The organism is Sphingobium fontiphilum (assembly GCF_014196635.1).
GTDB classification, from domain to species: Bacteria; Pseudomonadota; Alphaproteobacteria; order Sphingomonadales; family Sphingomonadaceae; genus Sphingobium; species Sphingobium fontiphilum.
The window spans coordinates 339,087-362,296 of the sequence record NZ_JACIEB010000002.1 but is presented as its reverse complement, the minus strand read 5'-3'; the positions used below and the strand labels follow the sequence as shown (position 1 = coordinate 362,296).

Genomic DNA, 23,210 nt, shown 5'->3' with positions numbered 1-23,210 from the left:
GTCTAGACTTTGCCTCATGATGACGGCGCTGCGCCGACCCGAGACAAGGACAAGCATGTTCCCGATCCTGAAAACCGGCGCCGCCATAGGCGCGCTGATCGCCCTTGCGCTGGCCCCCGCCGCGCTCGCCCAACAGACTTTGACGCTGGAGCGTGTGTTCGCCAGCCCCGACCTGTCGGGGCCGCAGCCGCGCGCGCTGCAATTGTCGCCCGACGGCAGCCTGGTCACGGTGCTGAAAAACCGCGCCGATGAACGCGACCGGCTCGACCTGTGGGCCATCGACACCCGCACCGGGGCGGAACGGATGCTGGTCGATTCGAAAAAGGCGGGCAGTGGGGCGGAACTGTCGGAAGCCGAAAAGATGCAGCGCGAACGCGACCGCAGCGTCGCGGGCAGCGTCGGCATCACCAGCTATGATTGGTCGCCCGATGGCAAGTCGATCCTGGTGCCGGTGGACGGCGATCTTTATCTCGCCGCGCTGGATGGCAAGGTGACGCGGCTGACCGACACGCCGGGCGGGGAACTGAACGGCGTCGTGAGCCCGAAGGGCGGCTATGTCTCTTTCGTGCGCGACGGCAATCTGTTCGCCCAGCCCTTGGGCGGCTTGGAGAAGCAGTTGACGCAGGGGGCCAGCGACACAGTCAGTTGGGGCGTGGCGGAATTCGTCGCGCAGGAGGAAATGGACCGGCGCACCGGATATTGGTGGTCGCCCGACGACGCGATGATCGCGGTCGCGCGGGTCGATGAAAGTCCGGTCGGCATCGTCACCCGCACCGCCATCGGCGGAGAAGGGGCGAAAGTCTATCAACAGCGTTATCCCGCCGCCGGCACGCCCAACGCCATCGTCGACCTCTATGTGATGAAGCCTGACGGGTCGGGGCAGGTGAAGGTCGATCTGGGGGCAGACAGCGACATCTATCTGGCGCGGGTGGACTGGGCGAAGGATGGCAAGACGCTCTATGTCCAGCGCGAAAACCGCGATCAGACCCGGCTTGACCTGCTCGCCGTCGATCCCGCCACCGGCAAGGCGCGGGTGGTGCTGACCGAAACGGCGAAAAGCTGGATCAACCTCAGCAATAATTTCAAGCCGCTCAAGGACGGCGCTTTTCTGTGGTGGTCCGAAAAGACCGGCCATGGCCATCTTTATCATGTGAAGGCGGGCAAGTGGACGGCGCTGACCACTGGGGACTGGGACGTGCGCGACATTGTCGGCGTGGATGAGGCGCGCGGCCGCGTCTATTTCACCGCCAATCGCGACACGCCGCTGGAGCAGCAGCTTTACGCCGGATCGCTGGCCAAGCGCGGGCCGCTCACCCCGTTGACAAAAAGTGGCTGGTGGAATGACGCGGTGATGGACAAGGCGGCGACCCGCATCGTCGTCGCGCGCAGCAATAGCGATCAGCCGCGCCAGCTCTACCTCGCCGACAGCGGCGGCCGGCAGTTGCAATGGCTGTCCGAAAATGCGCTGACCGGCGACCATCCCTATGCCCCCTATGTCGCCAGCCATGTGAAGAGCCAGTTCGGCACGATCCGGGCGAAGGACGGCAGTACCCTTTATACCAAGATGCTGACCCCGGTGATGGAGCCGGGCAAACGCTATCCGGTGTTCATGATCCATTATGGCGGGCCGGGCGGTGGGCGGCAGGTGACCAACCAGTGGGGCGGGGCGCTGAACCAGTATCTGGTCGATCGCGGCTGGATCGTATTTGCCATCGACAATCGCGGCACGCCCGACCGCGGCAAGGCGTTCGAGGACCAGATCCACCGCGCCATGGGCACGGTGGAGGTCGAGGACCAGTTGGCCGGGCTGGACTGGTTGAAGGCGCAGCCCTTTGTCGATGCGGGCAGGATCGCCACCTATGGCTGGTCCTATGGCGGTTACATGACCCTGAAATTGCTGGAAAAGGCGCCCGGCGCCTTTGCCGCGGGCATTGCGGGCGCGCCGGTGACGAAGTGGGAGCTTTACGACACCCATTATACCGAGCGCTATCTGGGCAAGCCGCAGGACAAGCCCAGCGCCTATCCAGCGTCCGGGGCGCTGGACGATGCGCTGAAGATCAGCGATCCCATGCTGCTGATCCACGGCATGTCCGACGACAATGTCGTGTTCGACAACGCCACCGCGCTGATGGCGAAGATGCAGGCGGGGGCGGTTCCGTTCGAACTGATGGTCTATCCGGGCCAGACCCACCGGGTCGGCGGGCCGGGCGTCAGCGTCCATCTGTGGCGCACGATCGAGGATTTCCTGGCGCGGCGGGGCGTGTCGCCCATGCCATGAGATAGCCGCCCGGCTCTGTGTCGCAGGCCCGGCTTGACCGGCGCAAAGCCCTTATTTCTGGACAAACGCCACAGTCGCGCTATGGCGCGCTCCCGCAATCATGCGTGTTAGTGGAGTTCTGTGTCATGGGTTACAAGGTCGTCGTCGTCGGAGCCACCGGTAATGTGGGCCGCGAGATGCTGACCATTCTCGCCGAACGCGAGTTCCCGATTGACGAGATTGCGGCGGTCGCCTCGCCGCGGTCGCAGGGCACCACTATCGATTTTGGGGAAACCGGCAAGACCCTGAAATGCCAGAATATCGAGCATTTCGACTTTGCCGGGTGGGACATCGCCCTGTTCGCGGCGGGCAGCGGCCCGACCAAGGAATATGCGCCCAAGGCGGCGGCGGCCGGTTGTGTGGTGATCGACAATTCGTCGCTCTACCGCATGGACCCGGACGTGCCCCTGATCGTGCCGGAAGTGAACCCGGACGCGATCGACGGTTACAAGAAGAAGAACATCATCGCCAACCCCAACTGCTCGACCGCGCAGATGGTCGTTGCCTTGAAGCCCCTGCATGACGCCGCGAAGATCAAGCGCGTCGTCGTCGCCACCTATCAGTCGGTGTCGGGCGCGGGCAAGGCGGGGATGGACGAACTGTTCGAACAGTCGCGCAACATCTTCGTCGGCGATCCGGCGGAAGCGAAGAAATTCACCAAGCAGATCGCCTTCAACGTGATCCCGCACATCGACGTCTTCCTGGACGATGGTTCCACCAAGGAAGAATGGAAGATGGTCGCGGAAACGAAGAAGATCCTCGATCCGAAGATCAAGCTGACCGCGACCTGCGTGCGCGTGCCGGTGTTCGTGGGCCACTCCGAGGCGCTGAACATCGAGTTCGAGAACGAGATTTCGGCTAGGCAAGCGCAGGACATATTGCGCGAGGCGCCCGGCGTCATGCTGGTCGACAAGCGCGAGGATGGCGGTTACGTCACCCCGGTCGAATGCGTGGGCGATTACGCCACCTTCGTCAGCCGCGTGCGCGAGGATTCGACCGTGGACAACGGCCTGTCGCTGTGGTGCGTCAGCGACAATCTGCGCAAGGGCGCGGCGCTCAACGCTGTGCAGATCGCGGAACTGCTGGGTCGTCGTCACCTCAAGAAGGGCTGAGCGAGCTCTTAAAGGCAATAGAGAAGGGCGCTTTCCCGGTTGGACGAGCGCCCTTTTTCATGGCCCTGCCGTCTCGACGGCGTCGGGCGGACCCTTTATCGCGCGGCAAGACCTGTTTTTAGAAGGATTGCATCGCTTGACCCAGCTTCCGACCGAAAAGATCGAGATCAAGGGCTTCGACGGTCAGCCCATCGCCGTGCATGTGATGGGCGAGGGGCGGGACGTGGTGCTGATCCACGGCTATTTCTCCAACGCCTGGACCAACTGGGTGCGTTATGGCCATGCCGCGCAACTGGTGGCGGCGGGTTTCCGCCTGATCCTGCCCGACCTGCGCGGCCATGGCGACAGCGCCAAGCCGCATGACGCGGCGGCCTATCCTCCCGATGCGCTGACCAGCGACAATCTGGCCGTGATCGAGCAGATGGGTCTTACCGACTATGATCTGGGCGGCTATTCGCTGGGCGCGCGCACGACGTCGCGGATGCTGGCGCGGGGAGCCAAGCCCCGGCGCGTGATCCTGAGCGGGATGGGGCTGGACGGGTTGACCCGCACCCACGGCAATGTCGGCTATTACAGGAATGTGCTCACCCATCTGGGCACGTTCGAGCGCGGGACATCGGAATGGATGACCGAGGCCTTCCTGAAAACGACCAAGGGCGATCCGGTGGCGATGCTGCACATATTGGGCGCGTTCGCGGACACGCCGATGGAGGTGATCGAGGCGCTGGAGCAGCCGGTCGCCGTCATCTGCGGCGCGGATGACCGGGAAAATGGCAATGCGCAGCAACTGGCCGATGCGCTGCCCCATGGCCGCTATATCGAAATTCCCGGCAATCACATGAATGCGGTGACGCGCAAGGAACTGGGCGCGGCGATGGTCGATTTCCTGACTGCTTGACTGTGTCGCTGCCCTAAGTCACTTTTGCCCCATATCGAAAATACAGGGGCTGTTCCCATGAAAATTGCCGTTTCTCTGGCCGCCATCGCGGCTTCGCTGGCCTTTACCCCCGTTCTCGCGCAGCAGGCGCCTCCCGCGCCCAAGGCGGCGCCCACCGCTGCGGACGCCGAAGCCTTTTTGTCCACGGCCCAGCAGGCGATGTTCGATCATTCGCTGATCGCGTCGCGCGCCGACTGGGTCAATTCCACATATATCACTGACGATACCGATGCGCTGGCCGCCTATTTCGGGGCGATCCGCACGGAAATGAATGTGAATTACGCGCTGGAGGCGGCGCGCCTTGCGACCGCGCCCGGCCTGAGCGCGGAAACGAAGCGGCAACTCGACATGCTGCGCGGGCAACTGGTGCTGCCCGCGCCGACCACCGCCGGGGCGGCGAAGGAGCTCAATGACCTGTCGACCAGCCTCCAATCCGCCTATGGCAAGGGCAAGGGAACGCTGAAGGGCGAGCCGATCCGGGGTAGCGACATCGAGGAAAAAATGGGGGTGGACCGCAACCCCGAAGAGTTGAAGGAAATGTGGCTGAGCTGGCACGACAATGTCGGCGCGCCGATGCGGGCCGATTATGCCCGGCTGGTTTCCATCGCCAACGCGGGGGCCAAGGAACTGGGCTATGCCGACACGGGCGCGATGTGGCGGTCGAAATATGACATGCCGGCCGATGATTTCGCGGCGCTGACCGACAAGCTGTGGGCGGAGGTGAAGCCGCTTTACGACGAACTGCATTGCTATACCCGGGCCAAGCTCAACGAAAAATATGGCGACGCCGTGCAGCCCAAGGCCGGGCCGATCCGTGCCGACCTGCTGGGCAATATGTGGGCGCAGGAATGGGGCAATATCTATGACATCGTCGCGCCTGCGGGGGCGGGCGACCTGGGTTATGACATTGGCGACCTGCTGGTGGCCAAAGGCTATGACCCAGTGAAGATGGTGAAGGCGGGCGAGGGCTTTTATTCCTCGCTCGGCCTTGCGCCCTTGCCCCAGACATTCTGGGAACGGTCGCAGATCGTTGCGCCGCGCGACCGTGAAGTGGTGTGCCACGCTTCCGCCTGGGACATCGACAACAAGGACGATATCCGCATCAAGATGTGCACGAAGGTCAATGGCGACGATTTCGTGACCATCCACCATGAACTGGGCCATAATTATTATCAGCGCGCCTATCAGAAGCACCCCTATCTCTATCTGGACGGGGCGAACGACGGTTTCCATGAGGCCATCGGCGATTTCATCGCGCTGTCGATCACGCCCGATTATCTGGTGAAGATCGGCCTGCTTGATCCCGCCAAGGCGCCCGGCGCCGACAAGGATCTGGGCCTGTTGCTGCGGCAGGCGATGGACAAGGTCGCCTTCCTGCCCTTTGGCCTGCTGATCGACAAATGGCGCTGGGGCGTGTTCAACGGCAGCATCGGCGAGGGCGCATATCAAAAGGGCTGGGACGACCTGCGCCTGCGTTATCAGGGCATTGTGCCGCCCGCGCCGCGCGACGAAACGAAATTCGATCCGGGCGGCAAATATCATATCCCCGGCAACACGCCCTACACCCGCTATTTCCTCGCCCGGATCCTGCAATTCCAATTCTATGAGGCTGCATGCAAACAGGCCGGATGGACCGGACCACTGCACCGCTGTTCCTTCTATGGCGACAAGGCGGTGGGCGAGAAGCTGAACGCCATGCTGGAAATGGGCGCCTCGAAGCCATGGCCCGATGCGCTGGAAGCCTTTACCGGAAAGAGAGACATTTCGGGCAAATCCATGATTGCCTATTTCGCGCCATTGCAGCAGTGGCTGAAAAAACAGAATAAGGGCAAGCAGTGCGGATGGTGATGACGGCCATGCCGTAAGGGAGAGTGCAGCGTTGAATCCGGCCTTTATCATATTGGCGCTGCTGTTTTTCACCAGCGTGGTGATGATGATCGCCATGGGCGTTGCGTGGGTCCATTTCGGTCGCAAGCGCCATGTCCTCACCTGGACGGCATCCTATGCGGTTTCGGCCATCCAATGGGTGCTGAACGCGGCCGGACTGGCGTTGCACAGCGGCATATTGATGGCGCTGGCGGCGATGACGATCATTTTCAGCAGCGTGCTGGTGCTGGTCGGCGTTCGCCAGAGGGCCGGGCGCACGGCCGGCCTGGCATGGCTGGGCCCGGTCAGCGCGCTGGCCGGGCTGGTGGCGTCCTACGCCGCTCTCAGCGAGAACCGACCGCTTCTCGGCATATTCGGGCCAGGTTATGTCGGTGTGCTGATAGCGATTTCGGCGTTGGAACTGACAAGGGTCGACCGCCGTCTGACGCCGCCCGAGCGCATGTTCGTGGCGATCCTGTCGCTTCTGGCGCTGTTTCAGATCGGCCTGGTGGTCAATTCGGCCCGCGACCTGTTCATGGCGGGCGATGCGGGATTGCAGGCCTATCGCGCCATGCTGGGCCTGGGCTTGCCGTCCATCTATGTGGCGAGTTGCGTCGCGGGCGTGATGGTCGTGGCTGGCGATCTGGCCGAACAGTTGCGGGAACAACTCGACCGCGACCCGCTTACCAACGTGCTCAACCGGCGCGGACTGGAAAGCGCGGCGCGGCGGGCGATCGCCAACGCGCATCGGCACAAGCGGCCTTTGACCATGGTCATTTGCGACATTGACGATTTCAAGTCGCTGAACGACGGGCATGGCCATATTGCAGGCGACGCCGCGTTGCGCGGCTTTGCGCAACTGCTGCATGACGGCGTGCGCCGGGGCGACGTTGTCGGCCGCCTGGGCGGCGACGAATTCGGCATTTTGCTGGTCGACACCCCTGTCGAGGCGGCGATCGAGGTGATGGAACGCATCCGCCGCAGCGTAGCGGAAGCCGACCTGCGCATCACCCTGCCACGGGCGTTGCGCGCCAGTTTCGGCCTGTCGGAACTGTTGCCGGAAGACAGCCATATGGATGATCTGGTCCACCGCGCGGACAAGGCGCTCTATGAGGCGAAAAACGCCGGGCGCGATCGTGTTATCCCATGGCGGGGCGCGGCCTGATGGGCTAGCAGAGGGCTTGCTTTATCCCAGCGAGGCCTTTCCCGTCCGTGTCCGACATGCCCCATTATGAAGACCAGTATCTGGACCTGATGCGCCATATCTGGCGGCACGGGGATGAACGGGTGGACCGCACCGGCGTCGGCACCCGGTCGATCATGGGCGCGCAGATGCGCTTTTCGCTGGCTGACGACGCCGTCCCGCTGCTGACCACCAAGCGCGTCTACTGGAAAGTCGCGGCGCGCGAGATGCTGTGGTTCCTGACCGGCGACACCAATATCCGCGAACTGGTGAAGCAGGGCGTCCATATCTGGACCGACTGGCCGCTCGACGTCTATCGCCGGGCGACGGGCGAAGACATTGATCGCGATGCGTTCGAGGCGCGGATCATCGCCGACGCCGATTTTGCGGCGCGCTGGGGCGATCTGGGCCCGGTCTATGGCGCGCAATGGGTGAACTGGCCGATCTATGAGCCTGCCGGTGACGGCCTCTATCGCAAGCGCGATAGGGGGCATAACCAGATCGCCGAACTGGTCGACAATATCCGCCGCAATCCGGGCAGCCGCCGCCTGCTCTTTACGGGCTGGAATGTGGCCGAGGTGCCGGACATGGCGTTGCCGCCCTGTCACATGACCTATCAGTTCCATGTTGCCGGCAATCGGCTGAACGGCCTGCTGTTCCAGCGCAGTTGCGATCTTGGCCTGGGCTTTGCCTTCAACATATTCGGCCTGACCATGGTGACGCGGATGCTGGCGCAGCAATGCGATCTGGAGCCGGGCGAGGTCGTCTGGCAGGGGGGCGACGTCCACCTGTACCTGAACCATGCCGACCTGGTGGAGGCGCAACTGGCGCGCAAGCCGGCCGGGGCGCCGCGCCTGAGAATCGCCCGGCGGCCGGAGAGCATTTTCGACTATCGGATCGAGGATTTCGCGGTCGAGGATTATGCGCCGCAAAGCCATATCGCCGCGCCCGTCGCCGTCTGAACCGCCGCTAAATCGCTGAAAAAATCCGGTGATCCGCGGAACGGCGGAGGGGTTCTTGCGTTCTTCAAGCATTGTAATATAATAACCGCCACAAGCAACAATAATGCAATGCAGCAAAATGGAGTCGTTGGTGACCCAGACCGGTGAGAGGACAGGCGACGCGTCCGAAATGGCGCGGCCCAATATGCCGCCCCCCAACCTGCCCCCCCTTTCGCTTCACGTGCCCGAACCGCGTTTCCGGCCGGGCGATGAGGCCGATTTTTCCGACTTCGACATCCCCGCGCCCGGCGCTACGCCGCGCCCCGACGAAAGCGCCGCGCCCGCCGACATGCGCGATCTGGCCTATGGCCTGGTCCGCGTGCTCGGTGATGACGGTCAGGCGGCGGGCCCCTGGAACCCCCGGCTTCCCGCCGAAACGCTGCTCAAGATGCTGCGCGCCATGGCGCTGACCCGCGCCTTTGACGAACGCATGTTCCGCGCCCAGCGGCAGGGCAAGACCAGTTTCTACATGAAGTCGACGGGGGAGGAGGCGGTGTCGGTCGGCGCGGCCCACGCGCTGCAGCGCGACGACATGTGTTTCCCCAGCTATCGCCAGCAGGGCATATTGATCGCGCGCGACTGGCCGATCATCGACATGATGAACCAGATTTACTCGAACAAGGGCGACCGGCTGAAGGGGCGGCAACTGCCGATCATGTATTCGGCGCGGGAGGCGGGGTTCTTCTCGATTTCCGGCAACCTCACCACCCAATATCCGCAGGCGGTGGGATGGGCGATGGCGAGCGCCGCGCGCGGCGACACGCGCATCGCGGCGGCATGGTGCGGCGAAGGGTCGACGGCGGAGGGGGATTTCCATTCCGCCTGCACCTTCGCCAGCGTCTATCGTGTTCCGGTGATCCTGAACGTCGTCAATAACCAATGGGCCATCAGCAGCTTTTCGGGCTTTGCCGGGGCCGAGGCGACAACCTTCGCCGCGCGCGCCGTGGGCTATGGCATTGCCGGACTGCGCGTCGACGGCAACGACATATTGGCCGTTCACGCCGCCACACGCTGGGCCGCCGACCGGGCGCGGGCCAATGCCGGGCCGACTCTGATCGAACATTTCACCTATCGCGCCGAGGGGCACAGCACGTCCGACGACCCCGGCGCCTATCGTTCCGCCAATGAAGGCAGCCACTGGCCGCTGGGCGACCCCATCGCCCGGTTGAAGCGGCATTGCATCGCCATCGGCATATGGGACGAGGATCGCCAGGCGGCGATGGACCGCGACCTGGCCGAAATGGTGCGCGACACCGCGCGCCAGGCGGAAAAGAACGGCATATTGGGCCATGGCCTGCACCATCCGATGGAGAGCATGTTCGAGGATGTGTTCGAGGAGATGCCCTGGCATCTGAAGGAACAGCAGCAGCAGATGCTGGACGAACAGAAGGCGGCGGGATTGTGAGGGATTTGGCGATCAAACCTTCTCCCTTGACGGGAGAAGGATACGAAGCCTTGGCGACGAAGGAGCCTAGGCGCGGTTGGATGGGGGTGATGCGCCCCGACGATAGGACGCTACCCCCTCACCAAGCTATGCTAGCCAGCAAGCTGGCAAGCTTCGCTATCCTCTCCCCCAAGGGGAGAGGGGAAGGATGGCTTCATGACTGACACTCTCATCGATCCCGAAGCCACTGCCCAGATGACGATGATCCAGGCGATCAACAGCGCGCTGGACGTGATGATGGGCCGCGACCCCGATGTCATCGTCATGGGCGAGGATGTCGGCTTTTTCGGCGGCGTATTCCGCGCCACGGCGGGCCTGCAACAGAAATATGGCAAGAACCGGGTGTTCGACACGCCGATCACCGAATGCGGCATCATCGGCGTGGCCGTCGGCATGGGCGCCTATGGCCTGCGCCCGGTGCCCGAAATCCAGTTCGCCGACTATATCTATCCCGCGCTCGACCAGTTGGTGAGCGAGGCGGCGCGGCTGCGTTACCGGTCGGCGGGCGAGTTCATCGCGCCGATGACGGTGCGCTCCCCCTTTGGCGGCGGCATTTTCGGCGGCCAGACGCACAGCCAGTCGCCCGAAGGCATCTTCACCCATGTGTCGGGTATCAAGACGGTCATCCCGTCCACCCCCTATGACGCCAAGGGGCTGTTGATCGCGGCGATCGAGGATAGTGATCCGACGATCTTCTTCGAACCCAAGCGCATCTATAACGGTCCGTTTGACGGCCATTATGATACGCCCGCGCGCAGTTGGGCCGGGCACCGCGATGCCCAGGTTCCGACCGGCCATTACCGCATTCCGCTGGGCAAGGCGCGGACGGTGCGGGCGGGCGAGGCGCTGACGATCCTGTGCTATGGCACGATGGTGCATGTGGTGGAGGGCGTGGCCGCCGCCATGGGCGTGGACGCGGAGATCATCGACCTGCGTACGCTGGTGCCGCTGGACATCGACGCCATCGAGGCGTCGGTGCGGAAAACCGGCCGCTGCCTGATCGTGCATGAAGCCACGCGGACCAGCGGCTTTGGCGCGGAGTTGCTATCCCTGGTTCAGGAACGCTGTTTCTATCATCTCGAAGCGCCGATCGCGCGGGTAACGGGATTTGACACCCCTTATCCCCACAGCCTGGAATGGGCCTATTTCCCCGGCCCGGTGCGCATCCGCGAAGCGATCAGCAAGATATTGAAGGATTGACCGGTCATGGCCCTCTTCACATTCCGCCTGCCCGACATTGGCGAGGGCATTTCATCGGCCGAAATCGTCGGCTGGCGCGTCAAGGTTGGCGACCGGGTCGAGGAAGACCAGCCCATCGCCGACATGATGACCGACAAGGCGACGGTGGAGATGGAAAGCCCGGTCGCGGGCACCATCGTCGAGCTGGCGGCACAGGAGGGGCAGGATGTCGCCATCGGCGCGATGCTGGTGGTGATCGAGGTCGAGGGCGAAGAGGCAGCCGCGCCGCCGCCGTCTGTGGAAACGATCGAAGCGGAGACGCCGGGCGAGGCGATGCTGGAGGCGGCGGCGGATGCGCCGCAGGCCAGTGCTCCTGCGGAGGCAGGAGCCCATGGCGATAACGCACAATCTGGCCCTGGGCTCCTGCCTTTGCAGGAGCACGCCGTTGCCGAACAGCCCGTCCTCGCTTCCCCCGCCGTGCGGGCGCGGGCGAAGGAATTGGGGATCGACCTGGCCCAGGTGAAGGCGGCGGGCGACCGCATCCGCCATGCCGATCTCGACGCCTATCTTCTCTATGGGGCGGGGCAGGGCTATCGCCCCGCCGGGCGCAGCGCCAAGCGTGCGGACGAGGCGGTGAAGGTGATCGGCCTGCGGCGTCGCATCGCCGAGAATATGGCGGCGGCCAAGCGGCACATTCCCCATTTCACCTATGTCGAGGAAATCGACGTCACCCTGTTGGAGGATTTGCGCGCGCAATTGAACGCCGGGCGCGGGGATCGGCCGAAACTGACGCTGTTGCCGCTGCTGATCGTCGCCATTTGCAAGACGCTGCCCGATTTCCCCATGCTCAACGCCCGCTATGATGACGAGGCGGGCGTGGTGACGCGCCATGGCGCCGTCCATATGGGGCTGGCGACGCAGACCGATGCGGGGCTGATGGTGCCGGTGATCCGCGACGCGCAGGATCGCAATATCTGGCAACTGGCGGCCGAGATCGGGCGGCTGGCTGAAGCGGCGCGCACGGGCAAGGCGAAGTCGGAGGAGCTTTCGGGCTCCACCCTCACCATCACGTCGCTGGGGCCGCTGGGTGGGATTGCGACGACGCCGGTCATCAACCGGCCGGAAGTGGCGATCATCGGCCCCAACCGCATCGTCGAGCGGCCGGTGTTCCGGGGCAGGGACGTGGTCGCGGCGAAGCTGATGAACCTGTCGATCAGTTGCGACCATCGCGTCGTCGACGGTTGGGACGCGGCGAGCTTCGTTCAGGCGCTCAAGCGCAGCCTGGAAAATCCGGTGATGCTGTTCGCTGACTGACCGCCGTTCAGCGAACCGTGGCGCGATAGGCGATGCGGCCGCCCTGGCCCGGCGCGATGGTGCCGGGCATGGGCCAGCGTATGTGGGTCACATCCTCCGCCGTGGCGCGGCGCGTGCCGCCCAGCGGCGTCGGTAGCCAGAGCTGATCGAGCCGCCCCCAGTTCGCGCCGCCATCCACCGAAACCAGCATGGCGGGATCGGCAGGATCGATTCGCAACCGGCCGGGAATGGCGTTGGTCACCGCGATGCCGGACATCGCCCGGTCCGCACGGTTGCGCCAGTTGACCACCACGACCAGCGTGTCGCCGGGCGACAGGCGATCAGCGGCGCGCAGCACCCGGCGGGCGCGACCGTTGATGTCGGTCGTCACATGTTCGACGAACATCTGGGTGTTGAGCGAGATCGGCGCGGCATGAACTGCGGTCAGTGGCGCGGTCACGCCCAGCGTCGCGGCGGCGATCGCCCCCATAAGCCCGATCATTCGTTGAAACCGCATGTCCGCCCCGTTCATGGTCTCGTGTCGGCTGTTTAGAACGGTCGCCCCAATATTTGGTTAAATCGCTATTATCCGTGAAGCGCCCGCCAACGATGATGGCCGATTGACGGCCGCCCCCGCGCCGGTGCACAGCCATGGCACAGGCGGCAACGGAGCGGCGCGGCGTGACCCAGAGGGACCAGCAGGAAGTGGATCGGCGGCGGGACCGGCTGCTGGCGTCCATCGCCCTGTCGTCTGGCCTCGGCCTGTTGCTGGCCATGCCCTTCGCCCTGCGGGCGGGCGCGGAATTCTTCCTGCCGTTGACGGCGGCGCTGGTGGTGGCGATCGCGCTCGTGCCCCTGCTGGAGTGGCTGGAGCGGCGGCATGTGCCATCGGGGCTGGCGGCGATGCTGGCGGTGGTCGGCTTTCTGGCGGTGGCCAATACGGCGCTGGTGCTGATCGTCGTGCCGGCGACCGACTGGTTCCGCATCCTGCCCGAACGCATCCCGCAAATTCAGGCCAATCTGGCGCCGGTCATCAATTTCTATTCCCAGCTTCAGCACTTCGTCGACGAAACCGTGCAGATGCTGGCGAGCGGCCCCGTGGCGGCGGCGCAGACGGCGGCGGTGGAGGCGCCCCATTCGCTGCTGCAACTGGCCGCCACATCCGCGCCCGCGGCGATCATCCAGATGGTGTTCGGCCTGCTCATCATCTACTTCTTCCTGGCGGGCTGGACCCGGTTGCGGCGACGCACGATCAACAGCCGGGGCAGTTTTGACGGCGCGCTGGCGGTGGCGCGCGTCATCCAGAATGTGGTCGATGCGACCAGCGCCTATGTCATCACCATCGCCACCATCAATTTCGGTCTGGGCGTGGCGGTGGGCGTCGCCCTGTGGCTGATCGGGATGCCTTCGCCCTGGATGTGGGGCGGCATTGTCGCGCTGCTGAACTTCATCCCTTATTTCGGGCCGATGCTGGCCGCCGTGCTGATGGGGTTGGGCGGTTTGATGGTGTTCAACGACATCTGGCTGGCCTTGCTGCCCGCCGCTATCCAGATCGGCTTTCACCTGGTCGAGGCGAATATGGTGACGCCGATGGTGCTGGGACGGCGGCTGACGATGAATCCCTTGCTGATCTTGGTGTCGATCACATTCTGGGGATGGGTGTGGGGCACGCCGGGCGCGCTGTTGGGCGTGCCGCTGCTCATCATCATCCAGACTGTGGTCGCCGCCGCCGGAACGCCGGATATCGCCGGTTTCCTGTTCGAACGGGGCACTTTGACGGTCGCGCCGCGCCAGGAAAACGACAATAATATCGACAGTCGGAAAACGGACGGTTGACAGGTGAGGCTGTGGCGCATATTCGGCCGCTCCACACCGAACGCGGGTGTAGCTCAGTTGGTTAGAGCGCCGGCCTGTCACGCCGGAGGTCGCGGGTTCGAGCCCCGTCACTCGCGCCATTTTTGCGGTTGTTTTGCGTCCCTTCACGGGGCGCTTGATCGCCGGGAATGGCGCTCCGCTGCCGCTTCGGCTGGAAAGCCCCCTCCGAAATATCGCAAGCGATGACGGTCCTGTCGGGGCCTTGTCGTAGCGCGTTGATCGCCGCGGCCAGCTTGGGGGTCCTCGCGGGATCGCCCCGGCTAGACAGCGCCTTCTCAGCCGCCGCCGGGCGCATTATGCCCGCCTGCGGGCACCGGGCCGCCGCTGGGCGCATGGCCATGGTCGGGATTGCTGTCCCATTCGATATGGTAGAGGTCGAAACGGCGGTCGCGCAGGTTGCGCACGGTGCCTTCGGCGCGGGCCCAGCTGAGGTCGGCGAGGTTCACGTCCGCCATGGTCAGCGTTTCGACATTTTCCGTCGATTCAGCGGCGATGCCATCGCGCGCGAAGGGCAGGTCGCATGGCGTCAGGATCGCGCTCTGGGCGTACTGGATGTCCATATTGTCGACGTTTGGCAGGTTGCCGACATTGCCCGACAGCACGACATAGCACTGGTTCTCGATGGCGCGGGCCTGCGCGCAATAGCGCACGCGCATATAGCCCAAGCGTGAATCGGTGCAGAAGGGCACGAAGATGATGCGCGCGCCCTGATCCACCAGTCGCCGCGCGAGTTCGGGAAATTCGCTGTCATAGCAGATGAGCACGCCGATCGGGCCGCAATCGGTCTGGATCACGTCGAGCGAATCGCCGCCCTTGATGTTCCACCAAAAGGCTTCGTTGGGCGTCGGATGGATTTTTTCCTGCGTGTGGATGGAGCCGTCGCGGAGCGCGACATAGGCGATATTGTGGATGTCGCCATCCTCTGTCTGGGTCGGGTGCGACCCGCCGATGATGTTGATATTATATTCCAGCGCCATGCGCGCCAGTTCCTTGGTCACCAGCGGCGTATAGTCGGTCAGCCGGTCGATCGCCTCCATCGGCGTCAGCTTCTTCGTTTCGAAGGATAGCAGGGGCAGGGTGAAGAGTTCGGGGAAGATGATGAAGTCCGACCGGTAATCGGCGGCGACATCGACGAAATATTCGATATTGCCGATAAATTCGGCAAAATCCTTCACCGCGCGCGCCTGGAGCTGGCAGGTGGCGATACGCACGCTTTCGACGCCGCGCGGCACCCGCATTTCGGGCGCTTCATCCGGATCGACATAGGGGTTGCGCCAGACGAGATGGGCGGCATGGCCGGCCGACGCCTTGTCTTCGGGCAGGTAGTTTTCAAGGACGCCGATGGGTTCGAACTGGTTTTTGAGCTGAAAGCTGACGACCTGGTCGCGGATCCTGCCCGACACGACCTTGTCCAGATAATCCTTCGGCCCGTCGACCCGGCGGCGCGCGCGGGAAAAGCCTGGCATCCGGCCCGCGATGACGATGCCGTGCAGGTCCAGTTCCTCGGCCAGTTCCTTGCGCTCGTCATAAAGGCGCTGGCCGATGCGCAAGCCCCGCAGCTTGGGGTCGACGGCCATTTCATAGCCGTACAGCCATTCGCCCGCCGCGCTGTGGCGCGTGCCGAAACCGTTGGCGGTGATCTCGTCCCAGTCGTGGACGGCAAAGGCCATGGACTTGCTGACCCGCATGGTCGCGCAATATCCGACCACCTTGTTGTCATAGAGGGCGACGAAACAGCCCTGGGGGAAATTGTTGATCTGGCCCCGGATGGTGGCCAGCGAATAATTGGGCATCCCCGGATAGACGCGGGCGATGAGCCGCTGGATTGCGCGCACATCGGTGGGCACGGCCACGCGCACTTCCAGCCTTTTCCTTGCTGTGGTCGTCATGGCGCTATCCCCTTCGCAGTGTGTGGCGCAATGTCTGGCATAAGCAAAAGGCGGCGCCGATGCACGGCGCCGCCCTTCGTTCCGTTACCGATTTGAAATGCCCGGAAGGCAGATCGGTTCCCTTGTCAGGCCCACTGGCCCATTTCGGTTTCCAGGTTGACGCGGATCGCCTCGAAGAACTGCTCCGTGGTCATCCATGCCTGTTCCGGACCGATCAGCAGCGCCAGATCCTTGGTCATCGCGCCATCCTCGACGGTCTTGATGCAGACCTTCTCCAGCGTTTCGGCAAAGCGGGTGACGTCGGGCGTGTCGTCGAACTTGCCGCGATAGGCCAGACCCTGCGTCCAGGCGAAGATCGACGCGATCGGATTGGTCGACGTCGCCTTGCCCTGCTGGTGCTGGCGATAATGGCGGGTGACGGTGCCGTGGGCGGCTTCCGCCTCGACCGTCTTGCCATCGGGCGAGAGCAGGACCGAGGTCATCAGGCCCAGGCTGCCAAAGCCCTGCGCCACGGTGTCGGACTGGACGTCGCCGTCATAATTCTTGCACGCCCAGACGAACTTGCCGCTCCATTTGAGCGCCGAGGCGACCATGTCGTCGATCAGGCGATGTTCGTAAACGATGCCCAACGCCTTGAACTGGTCGGCGAACTCCTCGTCGAACACCTGCTGGAACAGATCCTTGAAGCGGCCGTCATAGGCCTTGAGGATGGTGTTCTTGGTCGACAGATACAGCGGCCAGCCGCGGCCCAGCGCATAGTTCATGCTGGCGCGGGCGAAATCGCGGATCGAATCGTCCAGATTGTACATGCCCATGGCGACGCCCGCGCTGGGGAAGTCGAACACGTCCTTTTCGATCTTCTCGCCATTCTCGCCGTCCCACACCATGCGCAGCTTGCCGGGGCCGGGGACGAGGAAGTCGGTGGCGCGATACTGGTCGCCAAAGGCGTGGCGGCCGATGACGATCGGGTCGGTCCAGCCGGGGACCAGACGGGGCACGTTGCGGATGACGATGGGTTCGCGGAACACCACGCCGCCCAGGATGTTGCGGATGGTGCCGTTGGGCGACTTCCACATCGATTTGAGTTTGAATTCCTCGACCCGGGCTTCGTCGGGCGTGATCGTGGCGCACTTCACGCCGACGCCATATTCCCTGATTGCGTTGGCGCTGTCGATCGTGATCTGGTCGTTCGTCTCGTCGCGCTTTTCGACGCTGAGGTCGTAATATTTGAGGTCGACGTCGAGATAGGGGAGGATGAGGCGTTCACGGATCCATTGCCAGATGATCCGTGTCATCTCGTCGCCGTCGATCTCCACGACTGGGTTTTTGACCTTGATCTTCGCCATGCGCCTGGTTCGCTTTCTTTTCGCGTGAGTGGGATGGAATGCCCGAAAGCCACTAGGCAAAGCGTCGCCAATGTTCAACCTTTGACCAAGGTGGAAGGGCGCGCGCGCCCCGCCATTTTTGATCGGTCGTTGTCAGCGCGCGGCGCGCGCCCTAAAGACGGGTCATGCAAAATGATGACATCAGCGTCGCGCAGGGCGGCAATGTGAAATGGCGCTTCCCCCCGGTCCATCGCGAGGGGGTGAAATTCGGCCTGATCGCAGCGGCGATAACCGGCCTCTTCTTCATCATGCACTGGTCTGTCATGGGCTGGCTGATGCTGGGCGTCACCATCTGGGTTCTGGCGTTTTTCCGCGATCCCGCGCGCGCCGTGCCGCAGGATGACCGGGCGATCATCGCGCCGGCCGACGGCCTGGTGACTTTGATCCAGAAGGTGCCGCCGCCGCGCGAAATGGCGGGCGAGGCGGGGCTGGGCGACCAGCCGATGATCCGCGTGTCGATTTTCATGTCGGTGTTCGACGTGCATATCAACCGCACCCCCATTGGCGGCACGGTGAAGGCGGTCGTTTATATTTCCGGCAAGTTCCTGAACGCCGATCTCGACAAGGCGAGCGAGGAAAATGAGCGCCAGCATATTTTGGTCGAACGGCATGACGGGGTGCGAATCGGCTTCACGCAGATTGCCGGGCTTGTCGCGCGGCGCATCGTGCCCTTCGTAAAGCCGGGCGACATGGTCGCGGCGGGGCAGCGCATCGGCCTGATCCGTTTCGGCAGCAGGGTGGACGTCTATCTACCCGCGGGCACGGCGCCCCGCGTCGTGCTGGGCCAGCGGACGGTGGCGGGCGAGACGATCCTGGGCCGGATGGGTGACGCGGAGCCGGTGACGGGCATCATCCAATGAGCCGTCGGCGCGCTGTGCCCCGCGGCTTGCGGCGCGGTATCACCTTGCGGATGCTGGCGCCCAATGCGGTGACGGCGATGGCGCTGTGCTTTGGCCTGACCGGTGTTCGGTACGGCATATCGGGCGACTGGGAGCGGGCGGTGCTGTCCATCCTTTTCGCCGGTGTGCTGGATGGGCTGGACGGGCGCATCGCCCGTTTGCTGCGCGGGGAAAGCCGGTTTGGCGCGGAACTGGATTCATTGTCCGATTCGATTGCCTTCGGGGTGGCACCGGCGCTGATCCTCTATCTCTGGTCGCTGCACGCCATGCCGAAATTCGGCTGGATCATTGCGCTGGCCCATGCCTTGACCTGCGCGTTGCGGCTGGCGCGGTTCAACGCCAATATTGACGTCAAGGAACAGCCGCACAAATCGGCGGGTTACCTGACCGGCGTTCCGGCGCCTGCGGGGGCCGGCATCGGCTTTGTGCCGCTCTATTTGTGGCTGGTGACGGGCGAGGATATTTTCCGCCAATGGTATGTGGTGGCGCCCTGGACCGCCTTTACCGCCTTCCTGATGATTTCCAGCATCGCGACCTATAGCTGGTCGGCGCTGCGGCTGCGCAAGCGCATCAGGCTGGAGGTGATCGCGTTCGCTGGCCTGCTGGCGGCGCTGCTGGTGACCGATCCCTGGCTGACGCTGCTGGCGATCTGCACCGTCTATATCCTGCTCATCCCCTTTGGCATGATGAGCTATGCGCGCACCCGGCGTCAGCAAGCCGCCGCCCCGAACGAATAGACAGGATCAGGCGGCGAAGGCGACCGGGCGGGCGAGGGCATGGCTCCGACGCCGCGCCGCGACGCGCGGGCGACGGACTATCACGCGATAGGCGACGGGTTCGCGCGGCATCGGCTCGAACAGCAGGGCGGCGGCGATACGGTCGCGATAGGCGTCGAACATCAGCACGATCACGCCCAGCGCGAAGAGGAAGGAGAGCGAGAAGACCAGACCGGCAAGGAGAGTGAACATAGCGCGAACTTTCATCTTGCCGTTTGCACGGCTTGCCCTAAACTGACGACACGAACGCCGGAAAACCGCATTTCGTTCCGTATGTTCTCTTTATGTTCTCATTTGATCGGGCTGTCAACCCTTGCCTTTCGCGGCCGCTGTCGTTAAAGGCGCGCCCATTCCACATGGGAATCGACATATCCGGTGGCGTTCCGGCCTTTAAGGCCATCCGCTTCCTGATTCCCAGAGGTTCAACCGGAAGGAGAAAGACTCATGGCGGCCCCTGTCGTCACCATTCAGCAATTGATCGAGGCTGGCGCCCATTTCGGCCACCAGACCCACCGCTGGAACCCGCGGATGAAGCCGTATATCTTCGGCGACCGCAACGGCATCCACATTCTTGACCTGTCGCAGACCGTGCCCCTGTTCGCGCGCGCGCTCGATTTCGTGTCGGCGACCGTCGCCGCCGGCGGCAAGGTGCTGTTCGTCGGCACCAAGCGCCAGGCGCAGGATCCGATCGCCGAAGCCGCCCGCAAATCGGGCCAGCATTTCGTCAACCATCGCTGGCTGGGCGGCATGCTGACCAACTGGAAGACCATTTCCGGTTCGATCAAGCGCCTCAAGACCCTGGAGGAAAAGCTGTCGGGCGACACCCACGGCCTGACCAAGAAGGAAGTGCTTCAGATGACGCGCGAGCGCGACAAGCTGGAGCTGTCGCTGGGCGGCATCCGCGACATGGGCGGCATTCCCGACATCATGTTCGTGATCGACGCGAACAAGGAAGAACTGGCGATCAAGGAAGCCAACACGCTGGGCATTCCGGTCGTCGCGATCCTCGATTCGAACGTGTCGCCCGACGGCATCGCCTTCCCGGTGCCGGCGAACGATGACGCCAGCCGCGCCATCCGCCTCTATTGCGACGCTGTCGCCGCCGCCGCCACCAAGGGCAGCCGTGGCGCGCAGCAGGCCGCCGGCGTCGACCTCGGCGCGCTGGACGAGCCGGTCGCCGAAGAGGTTGCCGCACAGGCCTGATCCGCGGTCTTCGAACTGCAAGAATGACAGGCTAGGGCGCGCTCCATCAGGACCGCGCCCTAATGCCTTTAAAAGACCCTTATATCTAGACCCCTCTCAGAATTAGGAGCCTTAAACATGGCCGAAATTACCGCTGCCGCCGTCAAGGAACTGCGCGACCGTTCGGGCGCGGGCATGATGGATTGCAAGAAGGCGCTGTCCGAAGCCAATGGCGACATGGAAGCCGCCGTCGACTGGCTGCGCGCCAAGGGCCTGGCCGCCGCGCAGAAGAAGTCGAGCCGCACCGCCGCCGAAGGCCTGGTCGGCGTCGCCGTCGCCGGGACCAAGGGCGTCGCCGTCGAAGTGAACAGCGAAACCGACTTCGTCGCCAAGAACGACCAGTTCCAGGACTTCGTCCGCACCGCGGCCGACATTGCCCTGTCGAGCGGCGCCGCCGATGCCGAAACGCTGTCGGCGCAGGCTTACCCGGCTGGCGGCACCGTCGCTGAAAAGCTGGTCGCCAACATCGCCACCATCGGTGAAAACCAGAATCTGCGCCGCGTCGCCCAGTTGGAAGTGAGCCAGGGCGTGGTCGTCCCCTATGTCCACAACGCCGCTGCGCCGGGCCTGGGCAAGATCGGCGTGCTGGTCGCGCTGGAAGGCGACGCCCCCGCCGACGTGCTGGAGCCGCTGGGCAAGCAGCTCGCCATGCACATCGCCGCCGCTTTCCCGCTGGCGCTGTCGGCCGCCGACATCGACCCCGCGCTGCTGGAGCGTGAACGCGCCATTGCGACCGAAAAGGCCGCCGAAAGCGGCAAGCCCGCCGAAATCGTCGCCAAGATGGTCGACGGCGCGGTCGCCAAGTTCGCCAAGGAACAGGCGTTGCTGTCGCAGCTGTTCGTGATGGACAACAAGACCCCGGTCGCCGACGTCGTCGCCAAGGCGGCGAAGGAAGCGGGCGCTTCGATCACGCTGAAAAACTATGTCCGCTTCCAGCTGGGCGAAGGCATCGAAAAGGAAGTCAGCGACTTCGCGGCGGAAGTCGCGGCGGCTGCTGGCGTCTGATCGCTCGCGACAGACTATGCAAATCGGAGGGGCGTCTCGCGGGGCGCCCCTTTTTTTGGGCGCTGCTGCGCTGAATATGTAGGCCGGGAGTCGACGTGCGCTGATGTGCCACCCGTCCTGGCCTTACCTGTTCTACATTCCGAACAATTTCATCACAGCGTCCATCAACCCTTCCATGCCCCGCCGCGCATGTCCGCCGCGTTCCGCCGACAACGGGGCTTCCTCGATCACGAGCACGCCTTCGCCAGCGCGGATATGATCCTTGAACAGCGAGGTGCGGCCCAGAAAATAGGGCCAGAATGTTTCCGCACGGGTCACGGAATAGGCAAGATCGGCAGAAAATCCGATCAACTGGTCCTGTTCGAAGATGCGCCCTTGTTCGGCAAGTTCCACCCGGACGCCACGGCCACCCTTTATCACCAGCCGGGCGGGACCGTGAAAGACGACATAGCGCAGTTGCAGGGTCAGCCATGCGCTGAGCGAGGCGATGCGCCAGTGGGTGACGATGCGCAGCGGGCGGCCGCGCGGCTGCGCCACCGCTGCCAGCGCGCGAGGGCGCAGTACGCACGATGCGCCCGCCGGCAGGGTCAGGACGGAGACTTCGGCAAAGGGATCGCGCACGGCCGATACAGTGGTCAACTGGCCGACCCCGCGGATCCGGGTGAGGAAGGAGAGGCCGGTCGCGATGCTGGTGATCGGGTGTCGCCAGTCGAGGAACCACTGGGTCCCCTTTGCCCCTTCATGGCTGCTGGTCTGGAGATAATCCTGCCTCACGAGTAATTCTTCGTCATCCTCCAGCCGGATTCCGACCGAGGTTGCTGACCGCGCGGTCAGGGGAATGGCGCGACCCGCACCGCCCGGTATGTTCAGACGGATGGCCGGACGCCGCATGGCGATGGGCGCGACGCCATAATAGCAGAACAGGCGGATCAGAAAGGGGCTGATAGTGATGATGAGCAAGGCGACACCGGCCTTCCACAACAGCGCGCGGAGGCCGACCTGCGCTGACCATATGCGCAGTTTGGCCCGCCAGGAGCCTTTCCATTCGGTTGTCGCGCGCTGGGCGTCCTGCCTAAGGCCGGCGTCGGCATGGCGGACGGCGCTCGCTGCGTCGGTGATGCTACGGCTGTAGGCTTCATCCATCCGGTAGCGAGTCAGATCGGCGGCCTTATGGGCATCGGCCAGGCGTTTGAGTGTCTGTTCAGCGGATCGGGCCGTGTCGCATTGAGCCCTTTGGTTCGCAACGATCCGGCGATGTTCGGCGTTTTCCCACCAAGACCGCCATTTCCAGCGCCAGCGATTTTCATAATCCTGTCTTTTCTTCGTCGCGGCGCTGCACTGGGCCTTTGCTCGTTTTAAGTCCCTTGCCTGTCGGTCCTTATCGGCTGCGGCGGTCAGAGCCGCACCATTGCTGACTACCAGCTTGCGTGCGGCGCGAAGGCCGACAAGCTCCTGCTCCGCGACGGCCAGTTGCAGACGTAACTGTTCGACCCTTAATACAGCCTCGCTGCCCTCCAGCGCCAATCGCCATCGCGGCGGAGCGGCGTCGATCTGGCGCCGCAGTTGGATAGCCTTGTTCTGTCGGGCCCGGACCCACCCGTCGATCTCGCGAAGGCTGGCCCCTTTCCAGCGCGCCCCGTCGGCTTGCAGCGTGGCGGTGGCGGCCTCGCGCTCGCGCGTCATTTGATCGACGGCCGTAGCAAGAGCGACCTGTCGTCGCTCAGCATGGGCGCCGCCATGCCATAACTGCATCATCCAGGGTTGTGCCATGCTGGCCGCCCATATCGCCAACACCAGGATGGTATAG

General features: G+C 64.0%; 19 protein-coding genes and 1 tRNA gene. 15 read left to right on the top strand and 5 right to left on the bottom strand.

From position 1 onward, the window contains the following. Window positions 1-55 precede the first annotated feature (55 nt). From GGR44_RS06055 to GGR44_RS06015, 9 genes are all read left to right on the top strand, one after another. Window positions 56-2,278, top strand: coding sequence for a S9 family peptidase (locus GGR44_RS06055; RefSeq protein ID WP_183954551.1), 2,223 nt, complete (start codon window positions 56-58; stop codon window positions 2,276-2,278). 125 nt (window positions 2,279-2,403) lie between these two features. Continuing rightward, window positions 2,404-3,429, top strand: coding sequence for an aspartate-semialdehyde dehydrogenase (locus GGR44_RS06050; RefSeq protein WP_183954550.1), 1,026 nt, complete (start codon window positions 2,404-2,406; stop codon window positions 3,427-3,429). A 136-nt stretch (window positions 3,430-3,565) separates the two neighbouring features. Further along, a complete protein-coding gene (locus tag GGR44_RS06045) occupies window positions 3,566-4,327 on the top strand; it encodes an alpha/beta fold hydrolase (protein ID WP_183954549.1) in 762 nt (253 codons plus the stop codon). A 57-nt stretch (window positions 4,328-4,384) separates the two neighbouring features. Then, window positions 4,385-6,214, top strand: a complete 1,830-nt coding sequence (locus GGR44_RS06040; RefSeq protein WP_183954548.1) for a M2 family metallopeptidase — start codon at window positions 4,385-4,387, stop codon at window positions 6,212-6,214. Between the two features lie 31 nt (window positions 6,215-6,245). Beyond that, window positions 6,246-7,397, top strand: a complete 1,152-nt coding sequence (locus GGR44_RS06035) for a GGDEF domain-containing protein (RefSeq protein WP_183954547.1) — start codon at window positions 6,246-6,248, stop codon at window positions 7,395-7,397. A 56-nt stretch (window positions 7,398-7,453) separates the two neighbouring features. Next, window positions 7,454-8,377, top strand: coding sequence for a thymidylate synthase (thyA, locus tag GGR44_RS06030; protein ID WP_183954858.1), 924 nt, complete (start codon window positions 7,454-7,456; stop codon window positions 8,375-8,377). A gap of 169 nt (window positions 8,378-8,546) precedes the next feature. Next, window positions 8,547-9,821, top strand: coding sequence for a 3-methyl-2-oxobutanoate dehydrogenase (2-methylpropanoyl-transferring) subunit alpha (locus GGR44_RS06025; protein WP_425511304.1), 1,275 nt, complete (start codon window positions 8,547-8,549; stop codon window positions 9,819-9,821). Window positions 9,822-10,055: 234 nt separating this feature from the next. Then, the gene (locus GGR44_RS06020; protein ID WP_183954856.1) at window positions 10,056-11,060 is read left to right on the top strand and encodes an alpha-ketoacid dehydrogenase subunit beta; all 1,005 of its coding nucleotides are present in this window, start codon (window positions 10,056-10,058) and stop codon (window positions 11,058-11,060) included. A 6-nt stretch (window positions 11,061-11,066) separates the two neighbouring features. Continuing rightward, window positions 11,067-12,353: a dihydrolipoamide acetyltransferase family protein gene (locus tag GGR44_RS06015; protein WP_183954546.1), complete on the top strand. Its 1,287-nt coding sequence runs from the start codon at window positions 11,067-11,069 to the stop codon at window positions 12,351-12,353. A 7-nt stretch (window positions 12,354-12,360) separates the two neighbouring features. Here GGR44_RS06015 and GGR44_RS06010 read toward each other — a convergent pair whose 3' ends face one another. After that, complete coding sequence (locus GGR44_RS06010; RefSeq protein WP_246344328.1) at window positions 12,361-12,834, bottom strand: hypothetical protein; 474 nt, start codon at window positions 12,832-12,834, stop codon at window positions 12,361-12,363. A gap of 179 nt (window positions 12,835-13,013) precedes the next feature. Here GGR44_RS06010 and GGR44_RS06005 point away from each other — a divergent pair, with 179 nt between their 5' ends. Both GGR44_RS06005 and GGR44_RS06000 read left to right on the top strand, forming a co-directional pair. Next, window positions 13,014-14,168 (top strand): AI-2E family transporter, encoded by a 1,155-nt coding sequence (locus GGR44_RS06005; protein WP_183954545.1) that lies wholly within the window; start codon window positions 13,014-13,016, stop codon window positions 14,166-14,168. 42 nt (window positions 14,169-14,210) lie between these two features. Continuing rightward, window positions 14,211-14,287 (top strand) — tRNA-Asp (locus GGR44_RS06000). Window positions 14,288-14,482: 195 nt separating this feature from the next. On the opposite strand, the gene GGR44_RS05995 is transcribed toward GGR44_RS06000, so the two are convergent. Then, the gene (locus tag GGR44_RS05995; protein WP_183954544.1) at window positions 14,483-16,096 is read right to left on the bottom strand and encodes a bifunctional GNAT family N-acetyltransferase/carbon-nitrogen hydrolase family protein; all 1,614 of its coding nucleotides are present in this window, start codon (window positions 16,094-16,096) and stop codon (window positions 14,483-14,485) included. A 125-nt stretch (window positions 16,097-16,221) separates the two neighbouring features. Next, entirely contained in the window at window positions 16,222-17,442 is a 1,221-nt protein-coding gene (locus GGR44_RS05990; protein ID WP_183954543.1) for an NADP-dependent isocitrate dehydrogenase, read from the bottom strand. A 164-nt stretch (window positions 17,443-17,606) separates the two neighbouring features. On the opposite strand from GGR44_RS05990, the gene GGR44_RS05985 reads away from it, so the two are divergent. Further along, window positions 17,607-18,341: a phosphatidylserine decarboxylase gene (locus tag GGR44_RS05985; protein ID WP_183954542.1), complete on the top strand. Its 735-nt coding sequence runs from the start codon at window positions 17,607-17,609 to the stop codon at window positions 18,339-18,341. Continuing rightward, window positions 18,338-19,117, top strand: a complete 780-nt coding sequence (locus GGR44_RS05980; protein ID WP_183954541.1) for a CDP-alcohol phosphatidyltransferase family protein — start codon at window positions 18,338-18,340, stop codon at window positions 19,115-19,117. Before GGR44_RS05985 ends, GGR44_RS05980 begins: the two co-directional genes overlap by 4 nt. Window positions 19,118-19,123: 6 nt before the next feature. Here the strand turns inward: GGR44_RS05980 and GGR44_RS05975 are convergent, their stop codons facing one another. Then, the gene (locus GGR44_RS05975; protein ID WP_183954540.1) at window positions 19,124-19,348 is read right to left on the bottom strand and encodes a hypothetical protein; all 225 of its coding nucleotides are present in this window, start codon (window positions 19,346-19,348) and stop codon (window positions 19,124-19,126) included. Between the two features lie 252 nt (window positions 19,349-19,600). On the opposite strand from GGR44_RS05975, the gene rpsB reads away from it, so the two are divergent. Both rpsB and tsf read left to right on the top strand, forming a co-directional pair. After that, on the top strand, window positions 19,601-20,359 hold the full coding sequence (gene rpsB, locus GGR44_RS05970) for a 30S ribosomal protein S2 (protein WP_183954539.1): 759 nt from the start codon (window positions 19,601-19,603) through the stop codon (window positions 20,357-20,359). 117 nt (window positions 20,360-20,476) lie between these two features. Beyond that, a complete protein-coding gene (gene tsf / locus GGR44_RS05965) occupies window positions 20,477-21,403 on the top strand; it encodes a translation elongation factor Ts (protein WP_183954538.1) in 927 nt (308 codons plus the stop codon). 132 nt (window positions 21,404-21,535) lie between these two features. Here tsf and GGR44_RS05960 read toward each other — a convergent pair whose 3' ends face one another. Continuing rightward, window positions 21,536-23,086: a hypothetical protein gene (locus GGR44_RS05960; RefSeq protein ID WP_183954537.1), complete on the bottom strand. Its 1,551-nt coding sequence runs from the start codon at window positions 23,084-23,086 to the stop codon at window positions 21,536-21,538. Between the last annotated feature and the right edge of the window lie 124 nt (window positions 23,087-23,210).